This window comes from Enterobacter sp. CFEC122 (assembly GCF_052983755.1).
Genome location: NZ_JBRIQR010000002.1, coordinates 54,765 through 71,461, shown reverse-complemented (window position 1 = coordinate 71,461; position 16,697 = coordinate 54,765). Strand labels below are relative to the sequence as shown.

At 57.3% G+C, this 16,697-nt stretch carries 12 protein-coding genes and 1 pseudogene; 4 read left to right on the top strand and 9 right to left on the bottom strand.

What is annotated here, in order from left to right:
• Together ACVCAM_RS02195 and ACVCAM_RS02190 are read right to left on the bottom strand one after the other, a co-directional pair.
• Entirely contained in the window at positions 1-624 is a 624-nt protein-coding gene (locus tag ACVCAM_RS02195; protein ID WP_008503292.1) for a helix-turn-helix domain-containing protein, read from the bottom strand.
• 93 nt (positions 625-717) lie between these two features.
• A pseudogene (locus ACVCAM_RS02190) lies at positions 718-3,492 on the bottom strand (autotransporter outer membrane beta-barrel domain-containing protein).
• A gap of 453 nt (positions 3,493-3,945) precedes the next feature.
• On the opposite strand from ACVCAM_RS02190, the gene hemB reads away from it, so the two are divergent.
• The gene (gene hemB, locus ACVCAM_RS02185) at positions 3,946-4,920 is read left to right on the top strand and encodes a porphobilinogen synthase (RefSeq protein WP_021241687.1); all 975 of its coding nucleotides are present in this window, start codon (positions 3,946-3,948) and stop codon (positions 4,918-4,920) included.
• A gap of 127 nt (positions 4,921-5,047) precedes the next feature.
• Entirely contained in the window at positions 5,048-6,748 is a 1,701-nt protein-coding gene (locus tag ACVCAM_RS02180; RefSeq protein WP_045416737.1) for a lysophospholipid acyltransferase family protein, read from the top strand.
• A 106-nt stretch (positions 6,749-6,854) separates the two neighbouring features.
• Here the strand turns inward: ACVCAM_RS02180 and tauD are convergent, their stop codons facing one another.
• From tauD to mmuP, 6 genes are all read right to left on the bottom strand, one after another.
• Entirely contained in the window at positions 6,855-7,703 is an 849-nt protein-coding gene (gene tauD / locus ACVCAM_RS02175; RefSeq protein ID WP_063418733.1) for a taurine dioxygenase, read from the bottom strand.
• Complete coding sequence (tauC, locus tag ACVCAM_RS02170) at positions 7,700-8,527, bottom strand: taurine ABC transporter permease TauC (RefSeq protein ID WP_045630661.1); 828 nt, start codon at positions 8,525-8,527, stop codon at positions 7,700-7,702. Before tauC ends, tauD begins: the two co-directional genes overlap by 4 nt.
• Complete coding sequence (gene tauB, locus ACVCAM_RS02165; RefSeq protein ID WP_023293187.1) at positions 8,524-9,291, bottom strand: taurine ABC transporter ATP-binding subunit; 768 nt, start codon at positions 9,289-9,291, stop codon at positions 8,524-8,526. Before tauB ends, tauC begins: the two co-directional genes overlap by 4 nt.
• Positions 9,292-9,301: 10 nt before the next feature.
• Complete coding sequence (tauA, locus tag ACVCAM_RS02160) at positions 9,302-10,264, bottom strand: taurine ABC transporter substrate-binding protein (protein WP_021241692.1); 963 nt, start codon at positions 10,262-10,264, stop codon at positions 9,302-9,304.
• A gap of 224 nt (positions 10,265-10,488) precedes the next feature.
• Entirely contained in the window at positions 10,489-11,421 is a 933-nt protein-coding gene (gene mmuM, locus ACVCAM_RS02155; RefSeq protein WP_045416740.1) for a homocysteine S-methyltransferase, read from the bottom strand.
• Positions 11,408-12,808, bottom strand: coding sequence for an S-methylmethionine permease (gene mmuP, locus ACVCAM_RS02150; RefSeq protein WP_008503244.1), 1,401 nt, complete (start codon positions 12,806-12,808; stop codon positions 11,408-11,410). The genes mmuM and mmuP overlap by 14 nt, the downstream gene beginning before the upstream one ends.
• Before the next feature lie 363 nt (positions 12,809-13,171).
• Here mmuP and ACVCAM_RS02145 point away from each other — a divergent pair, with 363 nt between their 5' ends.
• Together ACVCAM_RS02145 and ACVCAM_RS02140 are read left to right on the top strand one after the other, a co-directional pair.
• Complete coding sequence (locus tag ACVCAM_RS02145; RefSeq protein ID WP_008503245.1) at positions 13,172-14,281, top strand: AI-2E family transporter; 1,110 nt, start codon at positions 13,172-13,174, stop codon at positions 14,279-14,281.
• Between the two features lie 119 nt (positions 14,282-14,400).
• Positions 14,401-16,185 carry a diguanylate cyclase gene (locus tag ACVCAM_RS02140; RefSeq protein WP_023293190.1) on the top strand — a complete coding sequence of 595 codons (1,785 nt, stop codon included), beginning with the start codon at positions 14,401-14,403 and terminating at the stop codon, positions 16,183-16,185.
• On the opposite strand, the gene ACVCAM_RS02135 is transcribed toward ACVCAM_RS02140, so the two are convergent.
• A complete protein-coding gene (locus ACVCAM_RS02135; protein ID WP_071884809.1) occupies positions 16,182-16,475 on the bottom strand; it encodes a hypothetical protein in 294 nt (97 codons plus the stop codon). The two genes, ACVCAM_RS02140 and ACVCAM_RS02135, sit on opposite strands and share 4 nt — an antisense overlap.
• Between the last annotated feature and the right edge of the window lie 222 nt (positions 16,476-16,697).

Here is a 16,697-nt window from a genome sequence, read left to right as displayed (position 1 = left end):
TTAATATTCCGTGGGCAAGCGGTTGATGCTGACCAGCTTGCCCCGGCTCATATTGATATAATTTCCCTGTCGCAGGGCGGCCAGAACCTCGGCAACAACAGAACGTGAAATGCGTGTGCTTTGCTGAATATGATTCATCACACCGATTTTTGAACGCAGCGTTTCATCCCACTCGGCCATATTAAGCAGCATCGCGCGGATCTGGTGATAGGAGTTATTGCCAACCAGCTGCTTATCGCGCTTCTCAAGAATGTAATTTATCCAGGATAACCAGCTGAAGGCCTCTTTCCACAGTGAAAATTGCTGGATTTGTTGTCGGGTAGTTTCTGTGGATAAATAAAAACCGGTACAGGCCGTTTTAGCAATCACTCTGTATTCCTGTGAATGATTAATCATCACCGTAGCCAGACCAAAAATAAAGGGGGCAGTCGCAATCCCCACCAGAAGTTCATCAGAAGGGCGATAGATCTCAATAACGCCGGTTTGTAATACGATCGTGCGAGGCTCATTCGATTCGCCCGACGTAATTAATTGTTGGGGTGCACATGTAAAAGGGGTACTGGCTGCTATTAACCCCTGTTCGAGCCGGCGTAATTCAGAAAGTGGTTTCGCATTAACGTTCATGCAGACCTCAAGTCATCCGTATTTGTCGGTTCAATATTATTTTTATTGCTTCGCTAAAAAGCGGAGGAGATACCCCCTCCCCCGCTTTATTCATTACCAGGTATATTTCACACCCAGGTTTGCGCCCCAGTTCTGGTCAACGTCGCCGCCGCCAAGATATGTGGCATCCGTGTAAGCGCTGAAGTTCTTCGTGAAGCTGAACTGGGTGCCCAGCCCAACACGAACAGCTGAACCTTTCACGCCGTTATCAATGCTGTCACCGTTAATATCGGCATTGTTATCGGCGTCGTCATAAACCCAGGCCAGTTTGAAGTAAGGGGTCAGAGCCTGATCGCCGCCGTAGTTGAAGGTGTAACCCGTATCAACACCGAGTTCATAACGCGGGCTATCCTATGATTGTCCATCCATGCGCATGTCATTGCTGAGGCGATAATCATCGCCTGACTGGAACAGACCCGATACGGCTGCGTATGGCGTTACGTAGCCAGAGAGGTTTGGCTTCCAGTCATAGCCCAGCTTCAGACCAAAGCCAACAGCGTCACTGGTGGTATTGCCGTCAACATACTGACCGTTGCTCATGTTAGCGGAGAGATCGTTGTTGAAGCGGGTGTAGCTCAGGGAGCTGTCGAGGAAAAGATCGTTCATGAACTTCGCTGACGCGTAGATCATCGCCGTCTGGCTATCCTGATCGACCTGACCGGTACGATCGCTGATATCGCCCTTCGCGAAACCTGCCGCACCACCGACGATCCACTTCGCGTTATTACCGTCAATCTGGGTATCCAGACCCACCATAATACCGCTCACGTCCTGATCGTAGCTGATAACGCCGTTGTCACCGTCGAAGTTGCCGCCGAAGTAGCTCACCCACGCCCCGCCGTTATCCGCCAGGCCGTGACGGCTGTTGGTCAGACGCGCACCTACGGTATCCTGCTGCAGATTCCAGATATTGGTATTAGCAGAAGGGATGCTCAGCGCCATATTGGCATAGTCGGTCAGTTCTTTCTGCTGCAGAACGACGGTGTCACCCTGCTGCTGCGCCTGGTAGGTATAAGCACCTAAATCGGCTTTGTTTGCGGCAGTAAAGCTGGCCGACGTATCCGCGTTATTGTCATAGACACGGACAATCTCTTTATTTTTGTAATCAGCGACGGAACCTGCTCCGGTCGCGTCGTCGATACGGACTTTATAGTTGCCTGCGACGTCACCGTTCACCGCCAGATGGCCGTCAGAGTGAATGGCCACTACGCCGTAGTCATAATCGGCGCTGCGCTTGTCGTTAGTGATATAGCGTGCGTTGTTCAGATCGCTGTTCAGCACGTAATCGCGGCTGGCAACATTCAGCACGCCGCCATCGGTCAGAACCATAGTGTGCGTATCAACCTGGCCCAGACCCAGGGCCAGCTCTGCACCGTTATCCACGGTGATGGTGTTGGCATACAGCTCGGCCGTTTCTTCCGTCAGTGCCGCACGGCTATCGCTGTCCAGATACAGATGGTCGGTGGCCACGCCGCCGTTGTCGCCGATGTTCAATGAGGAAGCATTGGTCAGAGTGATGGTATCCGCCAGCAGGCCTGAGTTTTCAACATTGACCTGAGACTGGTTGTTTACCGTCAGCGTGTCAATGTTTGACATCTTGCGGGTATCCCACTCGGAGCCGTTATCCAGCGCAATGTTAAACAGACCGCTCTGATACACCGCTTCACCCGCAACATGTGCGTTGCTGTCATAGGTGGAATCCGGCCAAATGCTGTTCGGGGACAGCGTGCGCCAGTCTACGTTGCTGTAGCCCTGGCCATACATCTGCGTCGTGCCGATAGCCTCAACGCTGGACTGCGCAGCACCGACCCATTTGCTGCCGTTGGTCAGGGTGACATCCAGCTTATCGGTGCCGTCCCAGCCGTTGGTGGTAGGGTTATAGACGCCGTCTTCGGTGGTATCGGTTGCCGGATCGCCGTTCGGGTAGAAGTTGTTGTCGAAGGTGCTGGAGAACAGGATGTCGCCCGTAACGGTGGAGTGATCGAAGGTGGCAGCGGTCTGCATCGCGTTATCAGACGCGCTGGCGGTAACAATCAGCGCGGCATCATCTGCCCCTGTCGCGTCGGTTTCACTATAGTCGCTCGGCTTCGCAGTCTGGCCGTAGAATCCGCTGGTACCTAAATCGCGGTACGCACCGGAAGTCAGTACCGAATCTTTTACCAGTAGCGTGTCGGTAAAGACCTTGCTGCTGTTGGCTACGCCTTCAACGCCGTCGTACGGGGTATTATCCCGTTCCTGATACCCCTGCGTCAGGGTAATCCCCGCGACGTGAGAATTATTCTGGATAACAATATCTGATTCCACGTCCAGGGTAATCGCATTACCCATATCATATGTATCCAGATAGTGTCTTTCCGTATTTTCACCATTCACGACATCATACGCATAATGTTCATACGTATCGTTAATGGTGGAATTATCAACGGTCAGGCTAAAACGGTCGTATTGAGCATGTTGGGTGCCGTCGGCATCCAGACCATCAGCACAGGTGGCGGTCATACACTGAGAGGTAATCATGCCATTAATGGTGCTGTTGGAAATACTCAACGCATTCGCCCGACCATTGATGCCATCATCGAGATAGTACGTTGAAATAACACCATTCACGGTGGATTTATTAATCACCGGGTAAATATCACCATCGTGGATGGCATCTGAGAAATCCCAGTCGGCATAGCCATAATACCAGGGAGTGGTCGCTGTATTATCGTATCCGAAGGTATTATATGTCGTACCGGAAATATCCTTCGCATTGGCCTGAGAAGCGATAGCCAGGGTGCAGGCTAATGCAAGTTGAGATACAACGAGTTTCTTTTTCCATGTTTGCATTGGGTCATCCCTCCTCAGGGACGTAAGCAAGTTTGTCCATCAATGAATTTGCAATATTTAATTGCGGAGGGAATTATGCAGTTTCATTTCGAAAAGGTTCAATGAATGTTTCCATTAAGTCCGCATTCAGACAAAAAACAGATTCAGACCACAACGCACAGGGCGACATAAAATAAATATTATAAAAACAAAATGTTAATGCACAGGCAAAGCAATCAGGGAAATATCATAATAAATAATAAATCATTTTTAATGATACATTCATTTCCATATAGAAATAACACAAATATCTCATTCTTCTCTCAGCGTTATACTGTCCTGCATTATATATTATTGGTAACAAGCAAACTCATCTGCCGCATTTCGCAAAAGCAAAATGCCCACTTTAGTAAAACACCCGTCGCCACTTTGAGGTACACTAGCCCTCTTTGTTCCACAAACATCAGGCATACCATGACCGATTTAATTGCACGTCCCCGCCGTCTGCGTAAGTCACCTGCACTGCGCGCTATGTTTGAAGAGACAACCCTGACCTTAAACGATCTGGTGTTGCCGATTTTTGTTGAAGAAGAGATCGATGACTACAAAGCCATCGAGGCCATGCCGGGCGTCATGCGCATTCCGGAGAAATATCTGGCGCGTGAGATTGAACGTATCGCCAACGCGGGGATCCGCTCGGTGATGACCTTCGGCATCTCCCATCATACCGACGCCACCGGCAGCGACGCGTGGAAGGAAGATGGCCTCGTCGCCCGCATGTCCCGCATCTGCAAAGAGACGGTGCCGGAAATGGTGGTGATGTCCGACACCTGTTTCTGTGAATATACCTCTCACGGCCACTGCGGCGTGCTGTGCGATCACGGCGTGGATAACGATGCCACCCTGCTGAACCTCGGCAAGCAGGCGGTCGTCGCGGCCGCTGCGGGTGCGGACTTCATCGCACCGTCTGCGGCGATGGACGGACAGGTTCAGGCGATTCGTCAGGCGCTGGACGCGGCCGGTTTCACCGACACCGCCATCATGTCCTACTCCACCAAATTTGCCTCCTCCTTCTACGGTCCGTTCCGTGAAGCAGCCGGCACGGCGCTGAAGGGCGATCGTAAAACCTATCAGATGAACCCGCTGAACCGTCGCGAAGCGATTCGTGAATCCCTGCTCGATGAAGCCCAGGGCGCAGACTGCCTGATGGTAAAACCGGCTGGCGCATATCTTGATATCCTGCGCGACATCCGCGAACGCACCGAGCTGCCGCTGGGCGCTTACCAGGTGAGCGGCGAGTACGCAATGATCAAGTTCGCCGCGCTGGCAGGGGCGATCGACGAAGAGAAAGTGATCCTTGAAAGCCTGGGCGCGATCAAACGCGCGGGCGCGGATCTGATCTTCAGCTACTTCGCCCTGGATCTGGCCGAGAAGAAAATTCTGCGTTAATCCGCTTTAGCGCCGGGTGGCGGCTTCGCCTTACCCGGCCTGCTCTCTGCTCAAATCTTCACCCAACTGCAATACAATCGACATCTGCGCCTTCTACTGTCTTCGCAAGACGGCAGGAGGAGTGACCATGTTTAGCCTCGATAGCGTTCTCGACGATCTTTGGCCTCAGGCGAGGCCCGCACCCTGGCAAAAAAGTCTGTTAAAAAGACTGTTCTACGAAGACGAGTTTCAGCAGTTTGCCGCCGCCCACCGCCACCTGAAAGGGCTGGATATGGTGGAGCAGGTTCTGGAACACCTGGATATTCTCTGCACCGTTTCCGCCCGCGATCTCGAACAAATCCCCGAACATGGCCCGCTGGTCATCATTGCCAACCACCCGACGGGTACGCTGGACGGTCTGGCGTTGCTGTACGCCGTCTCCCGCGTGCGGCGCGACGTTAAAGTCGTGACCAACCGGATGCTGACCCACCTTGAGCCCCTCAGCTCGCTGTTTATTCCGGTGGACAATATGGGTGGCAGGACGGCGAAGTCGTCGCTGGTGCAGATGGAACAGCACCTGCAAAACGCGGGCGTACTGATCTTCTTCCCGGCAGGCGAAGTTTCCCGCCCCACGCGCAAAGGCATTCGCGATAAGAAATGGCACTCTGGCTTTATCAAACTCGCCGGCAAGCTGCGCGTCCCGCTGCTGCCGGTGCATATTCAGGCGCACAACAGCCTGCTCTTTTACGCCAGCACGCTGGTCTCTCCGACGCTGTCGATGCTGCTGCTGATGCAGCAGATGTTCCGCCGCCGTCACAGCCAGCTGCCGATTAAAATCGGCCAGCAGATTGCGTGGCATCACTGGCACAGCGCCACCCTTTCGTCGCGTGAGATGGCCGAGCAGTGCCGTCAGCACGTGATGCGTCTTGGCAAGGGAGTGCCCGGCGTCTTTAAAACCCAGTGCGCGATTGCCCGTCCGGAAGACCGGGCCACTTTGAAGCGCGCGCTGGCGCAGGCCGAATCTCTGGGCAAAACCAGCGACGGGAAAACCATCTATCTTTGGCAGCGCAACGGTCAGGAAGACGCCCCGCTGCTGCGGGAGCTGGGCCGCCTGCGCGAGATTGCCTTTCGCGCGGTGGAGGAAGGGAGTGGCAAACGCCGGGACACCGACAGCTACGACGATGATTATCTGCACCTGATCCTGTGGGATGAGGACGATCTGGAGATCGTCGGGGCGTATCGCTTTATGCCGACGGCCATGCAGATCGAAAAGCGCGGCGTTGAGGGGTTGTACAGCTATAGCCTGTTCCACTACGACGACAAAATGCAGGACGTGCTGGAACACGGCATTGAGCTGGGGCGCAGCTTTATTCAGCCGCGCTACTGGGGGCGCCGCGGCCTGGACTATTTATGGTCCGGCATTGGGGCGTATCTGGCGCGTTATCCGCACTACCGCTATCTGTTTGGCCCGGTCTCGATTTCCGGCGGCTTACCGCCTGCCGCGCGGGATCTGCTGGTCGCCTTTTACCGCCTGTGGTTCCCGGCGACGCATCCGCTCGCCGCCTCGCGCCAGCCGTATCCCGCGTCCCTGCCGGACGTGCTGGCGCAGTTTGGCGGCGTGGATTACGTGGACGATCTGACGAAGCTGAAATCCCTGCTCGGCAATCTTGGCTGCGGCATTCCGCCGCTCTACAAGCAATATTCCGAGCTGTGCGAGCCCGGCGGCGTGCAGTTTATTGATTTTGGCAGCGACCCGGCGTTCAACAACTGCGTTGACGGGCTGGTGCTGGTGGATTTGTGTTACCTGAAGGCGAACCGCTATCAGCGGTATATTGAGGCGCACCTTTAAATGTGCGGTATTTTGTAGGCCGGGTAAGGCGTAGCCGCCACCCGGCAATTGTGCACCGTTTTCGCCGGGTGGCGCTGCGCTTACCCGGCCTACAGGTACTACAGGATCAGGGGCGGTAAAACGGCTTATCGCCCAAAATTGTCGCCCGCTGCATAATCCGGCGCTGCGGCAGATAGTCCGCATTGGCATAATGCTGCGTCACGCGGTTATCCCAGATCGCCAGATCGTTCTCCTGCCAGCGCCAGCGCACCTGGAACTCCGGCTTGGTGATATGCGCGAACAGGAAACTGAGCAGCGCCTCACTCTCTTTTTCCGTCACGTCCACGATGCGCGTGGTGAACCCTTCGTTGACGAACAGCGCTTGCTTGCCCGTCACCGGATGGGTCCGCACGACCGGGTGCAGCAGCGGAGGATGTTTCGCCACCGCCTCCTGCCAGCGCTGATGCTCCTCTTCCGTTTTACGGTACTTGTACTCCTGGAACGATTTTTTGAAATCGTGCTCCGCCCGCAGCCCGCTCAGCAGCGTCCGGAACGGCGCGGAGAGCGCCTCATACGCCGCAATCCCGCTGGCCCACAGCGTATCGCCCCCCGTCTCCGGCAGCCGTTTCGCCGCCAGAATCGCCCCCGCAGGCGGCGTCTCGATAAAGGTCACATCGGTGTGCCAGTTATCGTTATCCGGCGGGTTATCGTTGTGGGTGTCGAGGACGATAATCTCTTCCACCCCTTCCGCATGCGGATAGACCGGGTGGATATGCAGATCGCCAAAGCGCAGGGCCAGCGCGCGCTGCTGCTGCGGGGTGATCGCCTGCTCGCGCAGGAACACCACCTGATGGCGCAGCACCGCGTGGTACAGCTGCTCAAACTGGTTATCGCTCAGCGGACGGGTCACATCCAGGCCCGATACCTGTGCGCCAATGTACGGCCCCAGCGGGGTAATGGTCAGACGTTCACTCATTGTATTTCTCCATGCCAGGGCGTCAGGCGGCGCTGTAACGCGCGCAGCCCCAGTTCTAATCCGAAGGCGATCGCGGCGATCACCGCGATCCCTGCCAGCACCACGTCAGTCGCCAGGAACTCTCCCGCCGACTGCACCATAAACCCTAACCCTCGCGTGGCGGCAATCAGCTCAGCCGCCACCAGCGTGGACCAGCCCACGCCGAGGCCGATGCGCAGCCCGGTTAAAATCTCCGGCAGTGCGCCCGGTAAAATCACGAACAGCAGCACCTGCGTACGGCTGGCCCCCAGCGACTGCGCCGCGCGGATCCGCACCTGCTGGGCGCTCTTCACGCCCGCCAGGGCCGACATGGCCACCGGGGCGAAAATCGCCAGATAGATCAGCAGGATTTTTGAGGTTTCACCGATGCCGAACCAGATCACCATCAGCGGCAGATAGGCCAGCGGCGGGACCGGACGATAAAGCTCAATCAGCGGGTCGAGGATGCCGCGCACCGTCGGGCTCAGCCCCATCGCAATCCCCACGGGAATGCCGATAATCACCGCCGCCAGCAGCGCCACCAGAATGCGCGCCAGGCTGGCGCCTAAGTGCTGCCAGAGCGTGGCATCCATAAAGCCCTGCGGCCCGGCGATGGTAATAAGTTTGCTCAGCACCTGTCCCGGCGGCGGCAGAAACAGCGGGCTGACCCACTGCAGGGCAGCAACCGCCCACCACACCGCCAGCAGCACCAGCAGCGTGCCGACGCTCAGCGTAATTTGACGTGAGAAAGGCCAGCGCAGCGCCAGACGCGTGCGGCGCGTTTTTTCACTGAAGACGATGCTCATGAGAAGGCCTCCCGCTGTTCAAACACGCGGCTTAAAACGTACTCACGCTGTTCGATAAACAGCGGATCGGATTTGATGCTGCGCACGGGTTCCCCCGCGACGTAGCGGCGGGCGAATTCCAGCGGCAAGCGCTCCAGCACGCGGCCCGGCCCCGGGGACAGCAGCACCAGCTCGGTGGCCATAAACACCGCCTCTTCGATATCGTGGGTAATCAGCAGCACCTGCTTGCCCGTCTCATGCCACAGGCGCAGCAGCAGGGTTTGCATCTGCTCGCGGGTGAAGGCATCCAGCGCCCCGAACGGCTCGTCCAGCAGCAACAGCTGCGGATTCGCGGCCAGCGCGCGGGCAATCCCGACACGCTGCCGCTGGCCGCCGGAAAGCTGCCAGATATAGCGTTTTTCCGCGCCTTCCAGCCCCACTTTTTTCAGCATCGCCCGCGCGGTTTCCAGCCGCTGTTCACGATGGATGCCCGCAAGCTGCAGCCCAAACGCCACGTTTTCCTGCACGTTGCGCCACGGGAGCAGGCCTTCATTCTGGAAGACCACGCCGCGCTCGGCGCCGGGGCCCTCCACCTTTTTGCCTTCCAGTTGAATGGTGCCATGCTGATAAGGGACAAACCCGGCGATGAGATTCAGCAGGGTGGTTTTTCCGCACCCGGACGGGCCCAGCACCACCAGCAGCTCACCGCTGTCCAGCGTCAGGTTGATGTCCTGTAAGGCGGGTTTACCACCGTAATCGGCAGACAGATTTGTAATATTCAGCATGGCGAACTCCTTATTTCACAAAACGATCGGTCACGTACTGGCTGTAATCCGCCGCTACTGCGGGCACTTTGCCCTGCTCCTTCAGGAAGGTGGCGGTATCCACAATCGCTTTGTTAACCGGCCCGGTCAGCTGCTGCACCTGCTGCGCGGGCGTCAGATAGGTATTGCCCTTCACCAGCCCCGGCACGTCCGCTTCCGGCACGCCGCTCAGGCGGGAGAGTTTTTCCAGGTTGGCGGGCTGCTTCAGCCATTCATCCGGGTTACTGATGTACGGCTGCTGGGCGTCAATCGCGCTTTTCGCGAAGGCTTTCACCACCTCAGGATGTTTCTCGGCGAAGTCTTTGCGCACGACCCACACGTCGAGGGTTGGCGCACCCCACTGGCCCACTTTTTCGGAGTCGGTCAGCACGGTGCCGTCTTTTTCCAGCTCGTTCACCGCAGGCGCCCACACATAGGCCCCGTCAATGTCGCCACGCTGCCAGGCCGCGATAATCGCCGGCGGCTGGAGGTTGATGATTTGAACCTGACCCGGCTTGATGCCCCAGTGTTTCAGCGCCGCCAGCAGGCTGTAGTGGGTGGTGGAGATAAACGGCACGGCGATGCGTTTGCCGATCAGGTCTTCCGGTTTGGTGATGTTTTTCTTCACCACCAGCGCTTCAGAGTTACCGAGCTGCGAGGCGAGCAGGAACACCTCAATCGGCACCTGCTGGCTGGCCGCAACCGCCAGCGGGCTGGAGCCGATATTGCCGATCTGCACGTCGCCGGAGGCTAACGCACGCACTACGGACGCGCCGCTGTCGAACTTGCGCCATTCAACTTTCGCGCCGCTCTCTTTGGCAAAGGTGTTATCCGCCTGCGCGACTTTCGCCGGTTCCGCAGAAGTTTGATACGCGACGGTGACGTCCACCGCCTGCGCCTGAAATGCCCACAGCGCCAGTGCGCCGAGTAGTGTGATTCGCGATGAAATTGCCATAGTGCCTGCTCCCCTTGTTGTTATGAGGGCAGTATTTCCAACGCGGGAATTTTGATAAAGGAATAAAAATGAATCGCTCATAACGATTCGTTTTTAGATAAAAAATGGGAAAGGATAGTTGGTTTTGTGCGGTTGTTTTATGCCGGGTGGCGCTGCGCTTACCCGGCCTACACATTGTGCGATCCGTAGGCCGGGTAAGGCGCAGCCGCCACCCGGCAAAAAACTCAGCGCTTCGCGTTAAGCTCAGCAATATCCTTCGGCGTGGTGCGACAGCAGCCACCAATCAGCTTCGCTCCGGCATCCAGCCACTGGGGCAGATACCCCGCCAGCGTCTCACACGCTTCGCCCTGGTGGTGCCAGGTTTTGGTCACCGCATCATAATGCTCGCCCGAGTTCGGGTAGACCACCAGCGGCAGCGACGTCAGGCTCTGCAGGTGCTTCAGCGCCGCCGTGGTATTTTCCAGCGCGATGCAGTTAATGCCCAGCGCGACGATATGCGGAGAGTCGGCCAGCACGCTGACCACGTCACGCAGCGGCGTGCCGTCGCTCAGGTGCTCGCTGTCCCGCAGGGTAAAGGAGAACCACGCCCGGGCGCGGGGATACCCGGCCAGAAGGGCCGCCAGCGCCTTAATCTCAATAAAAGACGGCAGCGTTTCGCAGGCCAGCAGGTCAGCGCCCGCATCCAGCAGCGCTTCCACGCGCGGGCGGTGGAAGGCAGTAAACGCCTCAGCGCTGCGCACGTAATCACCCCGATACTCTGAGCCATCCGCCAGATAGGCACCATACGGCCCAACGGAGCCCGCCACCAGCAGCGTGCCCGCATGCGGATTTTCAGCCAGATACGCTTCACGCGCCTTACGCGCCAGCTCCACGCTTTTGCCAATCAGCGCCCGGGACTGCGCCTCGTCCAGGCCGCGCGCCGCAAAACCCGCAGGCGTGGCCTGGTAGCTGGCGGTGATCGCCACCTGTGCCCCCGCGCGGTAGTAATCAAGGTGCACTTCACGGATAAGCTCCGGGTTTTCCATCAGCACTTTGGCAGACCAGAGGCTGTCTGCCAGGTTACAGCCGCGCGCTTCCAGCTCCGTCGCCATCGCGCCATCCAGCACCACAAACGGCTGCTTTTCAAGGAGGGCGGTAAGCGGATTATTCTGCGACATGTTCAGGCTCCTGCGATGTCATATTTCGGGTCAGGTAGTAGGCACCATAACACAGGGCGACAAACGGAATCCCGCAATAAAGGGCAATGCGCTGGCTTGGGTCAAACCACAGGCCGACACAGGCCACCACGCAGAGGATAAAACCGAGCACCGGCACCAGCGGATACCACGGCGCGCGGTACTGCAGCGCAGAGAGCGGCTGCCCGGACTGCAGATGGCGACGACGGAAAACGAAGTGCGACGCGCAGATGCTGATCCAGACGGCCACCACCGCGAAGCCAGAAATCGCCGAGAGCGCGACAAATACCGTGTCCGGTGCCACGACGCTTGAGAACAGCGCCAGCACGCCGCCGAGCATAGAAACCGAGAGCGCCGTCAGCGGCACGCCGTTTTTGTTCACGCGGGCAAAGCAGCGCGGGAGCGTTTTCTCATTAGAGAGCGACCACAGCATGCGCCCGGAGGCGTACAGCCCGGAGTTCGCCGCCGAGAGGATCGCCGTCAGGATCACGAAGTTAAAAATATCCGCCGCGTAAGGAATACCGACCTTTTCAAACACCAGCACGAACGGGCTCTTTTCCACGCCCGCCTGCTGCATCGGGATCAGCGCCGCCAGCACAAACACGGTGCCGATAAAGAAGATGATCAGGCGCGCAATGGTGGTACGGATCGCCACCGGAATCACCTTGTGCGGATTTTCCGTTTCCCCTGCGGCAATACCGATCAGTTCGGTCCCGGAGAAGGCAAAGTTCACCGCCACCATGGTCATCAGGATCGGCAGGCCGCCGTGCGGGAACCAGCCCTCGGCGGTGATGTTGCTTAAGCCCGGCGCGGGTGAACCGTCCTGCATCGGGATAAAGCCAAAGACCGCCGCGCCGCCAAGAATAATAAAGGCGATGATGGTGATGACTTTCACCAGGGAGAACCAGAACTCACCCTCCGCAAAGAAGCGCGTGGAAATGACGTTCAGGCCAAATATCACCACGCAGAAGACCACGCACCACGCCCAGACGGGCACCTGCGGGAACCAGTACTGCATGCAGAAGCCCGCGGCGGTAAAGCTCGAACCGAGCGCCACCGTCCAGGTGAGCCAGTAGAGCCACGCCACGGTGTAGCCCGTCGCCGGGCCAAGATAACGCGCGGCATAGACGTGGAACGCGCCGGTTTCCGGCATCGCCACGGAGAGTTCGCCCAGACACTGCATCACCAGCCAGACCACCAGCGCACCTATGAGGTACGCCAGCAGCGTGCCCGCCGCCCCGGTTGTGGAAATGATGTAGCCGGTATTAAAGAATAACCCTGTCCCAATCACGCCACCCAGCGAGAGCATTATAAGGTGGCGTGTTTTCATGGTGCGCTTAAGCTGCCCATTTTCTTGTTGTGTTTGCATATTACCTTCTATACGTATGGACATCTAAACATCCAAAGAAGGTGTGTTATACCGCGATTGTTAATAAAAAGCTAGATGACCAGACGCAAACGGGCGCGCCGCGCGCTGAGTCTGGGGTGGGTTGTGAGGATCACATAGAGAATCGGACGCCAGGCCATAAGCACCTCCGCAAGCAGATACTTACAGCATGGTGCGGGAAAAGTCGATCTTCGGTCAGTCGAAAGTGGTATCCGTAAAGCGCGAAGTCATACCGTAACACTCCCCGTAGGACGGGTAAGGCGCAGCCGCCACCCGGCGCAAGGTTGGTAATTCTCACAATCAGTTCTATAGTCGTCACAGTTTCTTAGTAACCAGGACTGACTGATGCGCTTTAACGGACTGACTAAAGGTTTCTTTATTTTCATTCTCGCCCTTGTGACCTGGGCCTTTTTCGACGTGCTGTCGCCCTACTTCTCCGCGATACTGTGGGCCGCCATTCTGACCGTTATCTTCAATCCGGTAAAAAACAAGCTTCGCGCCGCGCTGGGGGATCGCAACGGGCTGGCCTCGCTGTTGACCATCGGTATTATCTGCCTGATCGTCTTTATTCCGCTGATGGTGATCCTCTCCTCGCTCGCCATTGAGCTGAACGTGGTTTACACCAAACTGCAGGAGAACAATACCCAGTTCCCGGAAGTGGTGGCGAGCATCTTCAACCACCTGCCTGACTGGGCCAGCGGCTTCCTGGCGGATCACAACCTGACCAACGCGGCGCAGATCCAGAAAAAACTCTCCGACGTCGCGCTGCAGGGCGGACAGTATCTGGCGGGTAGCGCGTTCCTGATCGGCAAAGGCACCTTTGGCTTTGCGATTAGCTTCGGCATCATGCTGTATCTGCTGTTCTTCCTGCTGAAAGACGGCCCGTATCTGGTACGCCAGATCCTCGACTCCCTGCCCCTGTCCGATTTTGCCAAGCAGCATCTGTTCGCCAAATTCGTCGGCGTGTCACGCGCCACGGTAAAAGGGACGGCGGCGGTGGCCGTGGTTCAGGGCATCCTCGGCGGGATTGCCTTTGCCATTGCCGGTATCGACGGCAGCGTGCTCTGGGGCGCACTGATGGCGTTCCTTTCCCTCGTGCCCGCCATCGGCTCGGCAATTGTCTGGGTGCCCGCCGCTATCTTCCTGTTCGCCACGCACCAGATCTGGCAGGGGCTGTTTATTGTCGGTTTCTTCGTGATCGTCGTCGGGCTGGTGGACAACATCCTGCGCCCGCTGCTGGTGGGGAAAGACACCAAAATGCCGGACTACCTGATTCTGATCTCCACCCTCGGCGGCATGGAGCTGTACGGCATTAACGGCTTTGTGATTGGGCCGCTCATCGCCGCGCTGTTTATCGCCTGCTGGAACCTCTTCTCCGGACGCGATCACGAAGGTAACGCCGAAGAGCTGGACGCGGATTTCATCGAAGAAGGAAAAAATCCTCCAGATTTGTAAGGACGTGACGATAAAGACCACACCAGGCGGCGCCGTGCCGCCTTTTTTTTCGCCTTAAATCAGACGTTTTCTATAATTTGAAGAACGCCATCCTACTCATGTCGTAAAAGGATCATCTGGTGCGAATCGCGACGATAACAAACTGGGCCTATGGGGCCACGGTCTGCCTGACCATCGCCTCCGGCATCATCATGCTGATGGCGTCCAGTGCGGATACCCTCGAGCGTCAGGCCGTTGAACAACGGCAGAAATTTGATCAGCTGACGGAAGATATCGAAACCGATATCTGGGCGCAGTCTGATTTAGCGCGGCTGTACGCCATTAAAAAAGATCCTCAGGTACTCAAGGAATATAACCAGGCAGAAAACAGCCTGAAGCGCATCGAGCTTCGGCTTGAAAAGCTGCAGGATAACGGCGCATCGGATGAAGAACTGGCCCTGCTGCATGAAGGAATAAAGATCGTCGATGAGCTGCAGGACGAGCAGCAAACCGCCCTAGAAAGCCTGGAACGCGGTGAAGACGCCCAGGCCGTAGCCTTGCTCTATGGCCAGCCCTATGAGCAGGAGCTTGAGCGCGCGCAGAATCAGCTCGATCACTTCCGCCAGATACTCGACAAGCGCGTCATCGCTGCCGTTCAGGAGGCGACCAAAAAATCGAAAGCGCTGCGTACCGCCTCTGAGCTGACTGTCGGCCTGACCGCCCTGCTGTTCCTGTTTGTGCTCGGCTTTATATTAAAACGCCGCGTGCTGCGCCCCGTGGTCCGCCTGAGCGACGTGGTGCACCGCCTGGCATCCCAGGATTACGCGGTTGAAACGCCCAATTTCAACCAGATCGATGAGATAGGCGATATGGCTCAGGCCATCAGCATCTTCCGTGAAAACGGCCTGGCGCGGCAGCGTCTGGAAAAAGAGCGCGATGCCGACTGGGCCATCCGCGAGCTGCTGGCGCGCATGACCCAGCGGCTGCAGGGGTGTGAGAACTTTAACGATGTGATTAACGTGGCGGAGCTGTTTGCCCCCAATATCGCGCCGGGGATCGCGGGCCGGCTCTACGTCCTTGACCGCGAGCCGTGGCAGATGCGCTGCGTCGCGCAATGGCTTTCGCCGGTGGGTGAAGAGACGACGTTCCACCCGGACGAGTGCTGGGCCGTGCGTCGCGGGCAGAGTCACCCGCCGGTGAACGGCGAGCCGGATATTGCCTGCTACCATCTTCCGGCATCCCAGGCGGAAAGCGCGCTTTGCGTGCCGCTTATCGCTCAGGGCGAGGCCATTGGCCTGCTCTCCTTCCAGAATATTACAGCGGACAATGCACCTTCCCGCGCGTATCTGGAGCTGATGGCCGAGGCGCTCGGGCTGGCGCTGGCCAACCAGCGTCTGCGCGACGCGTTGCTGGAAAAAGCGTTGTTTGACCCGCTCACCGGCCTGCGTAACCGTCATCATCTGGAAGATACCCTGCAAACCCAAACGGCACAGGCGATACGCACCGGCGTGCCGTTAAGCTGCATGATGATTGATATCGACCACTTCAAGAGCATTAATGACCGTTTCGGCCATGAAGCGGGCGATCTGGTGATCAAAAGCGTGGCGTCAATTGTTCAGCGGGCCGCACATGACAACGGGCTGGCATTCCGCTACGGGGGCGAGGAGTTTCTGGTGCTGCTTTCCGGTGCCGATGAAGCAGAAGCGTACGCCTGCGCGCAGAAGATTTACACCGGCGTGCATGAGCTGTCGCTTCGCTACGGGCTGACCGAGATTGGGCCGGTGGACGTGTCGATTGGCATTGCCAGCTACCCACAACATGCCCAGACCGACAACCTGCTGCGCGCTGCGGATGTGGCGCTATACCGGGCAAAAGAGCTGGGACGCGCGCGTATTGTGAGTTTTGGGATGCTGGAGGCGGGTTAGCTATTATTTTCACGCCACTGCTTTACCATCTCATCTGTTACTTCATTTTTATAACAAATGGGAGCATAGCCTCCCGCCTTACTCCATGCGCTGCGTCTCCCGCAAGCGCTTCCGTTTCTGGCCCGGTTAAAAGGACAAGCGCATACACCGGGATAAGATGCTATCGACTCTGCAATAACGTTCTCTTTAACCTGTTCACTGGAAACTGAACTGTTTTTTGCCATGGCGATGTCCGCTACAAAAAAGCAGCACACAGCACAAAGCACCATCAGGAACGGTCTTTTTTTCATTTTTGATTCGTTTTAAGGAGGGGGTGTACACGATAGGCGGCGAATGAAAGAGACATCATGATTTAAGTCAATAAATCTGTTCCGGCAGGGACAACGAACCTTACGCGTTCTCGCAAAAGGTGGACGCATTATGCACGTTCTCGCTCAGTTGGGTACAAGGCAGCTATTGCAGTTCCCCTGGGAATTTTAGCCTGGCGCGTTTTACTTCGCGCTTCACCGAAG

Coding starts and splice junctions, on each gene's coding strand:
- tauB (WP_023293187.1), bottom strand. CDS start 9,291: ATGCTGAATATTACAAATCTGTCTGCCGATTACGGTGGTAAACCCGCC.
- tauA (WP_021241692.1), bottom strand. CDS start 10,264: ATGGCAATTTCATCGCGAATCACACTACTCGGCGCACTGGCGCTGTGG.
- mmuP (WP_008503244.1), bottom strand. CDS start 12,808: ATGCAAACACAACAAGAAAATGGGCAGCTTAAGCGCACCATGAAAACA.
- ACVCAM_RS02135 (WP_071884809.1), bottom strand. CDS start 16,475: ATGAAAAAAAGACCGTTCCTGATGGTGCTTTGTGCTGTGTGCTGCTTT.
- tauC (WP_045630661.1), bottom strand. CDS start 8,527: ATGAGCATCGTCTTCAGTGAAAAAACGCGCCGCACGCGTCTGGCGCTG.
- tauD (WP_063418733.1), bottom strand. CDS start 7,703: ATGAGTGAACGTCTGACCATTACCCCGCTGGGGCCGTACATTGGCGCA.
- hemB (WP_021241687.1), top strand. CDS start 3,946: ATGACCGATTTAATTGCACGTCCCCGCCGTCTGCGTAAGTCACCTGCA.
- ACVCAM_RS02145 (WP_008503245.1), top strand. CDS start 13,172: ATGCGCTTTAACGGACTGACTAAAGGTTTCTTTATTTTCATTCTCGCC.
- mmuM (WP_045416740.1), bottom strand. CDS start 11,421: ATGTCGCAGAATAATCCGCTTACCGCCCTCCTTGAAAAGCAGCCGTTT.
- ACVCAM_RS02195 (WP_008503292.1), bottom strand. CDS start 624: ATGAACGTTAATGCGAAACCACTTTCTGAATTACGCCGGCTCGAACAG.
- ACVCAM_RS02180 (WP_045416737.1), top strand. CDS start 5,048: ATGTTTAGCCTCGATAGCGTTCTCGACGATCTTTGGCCTCAGGCGAGG.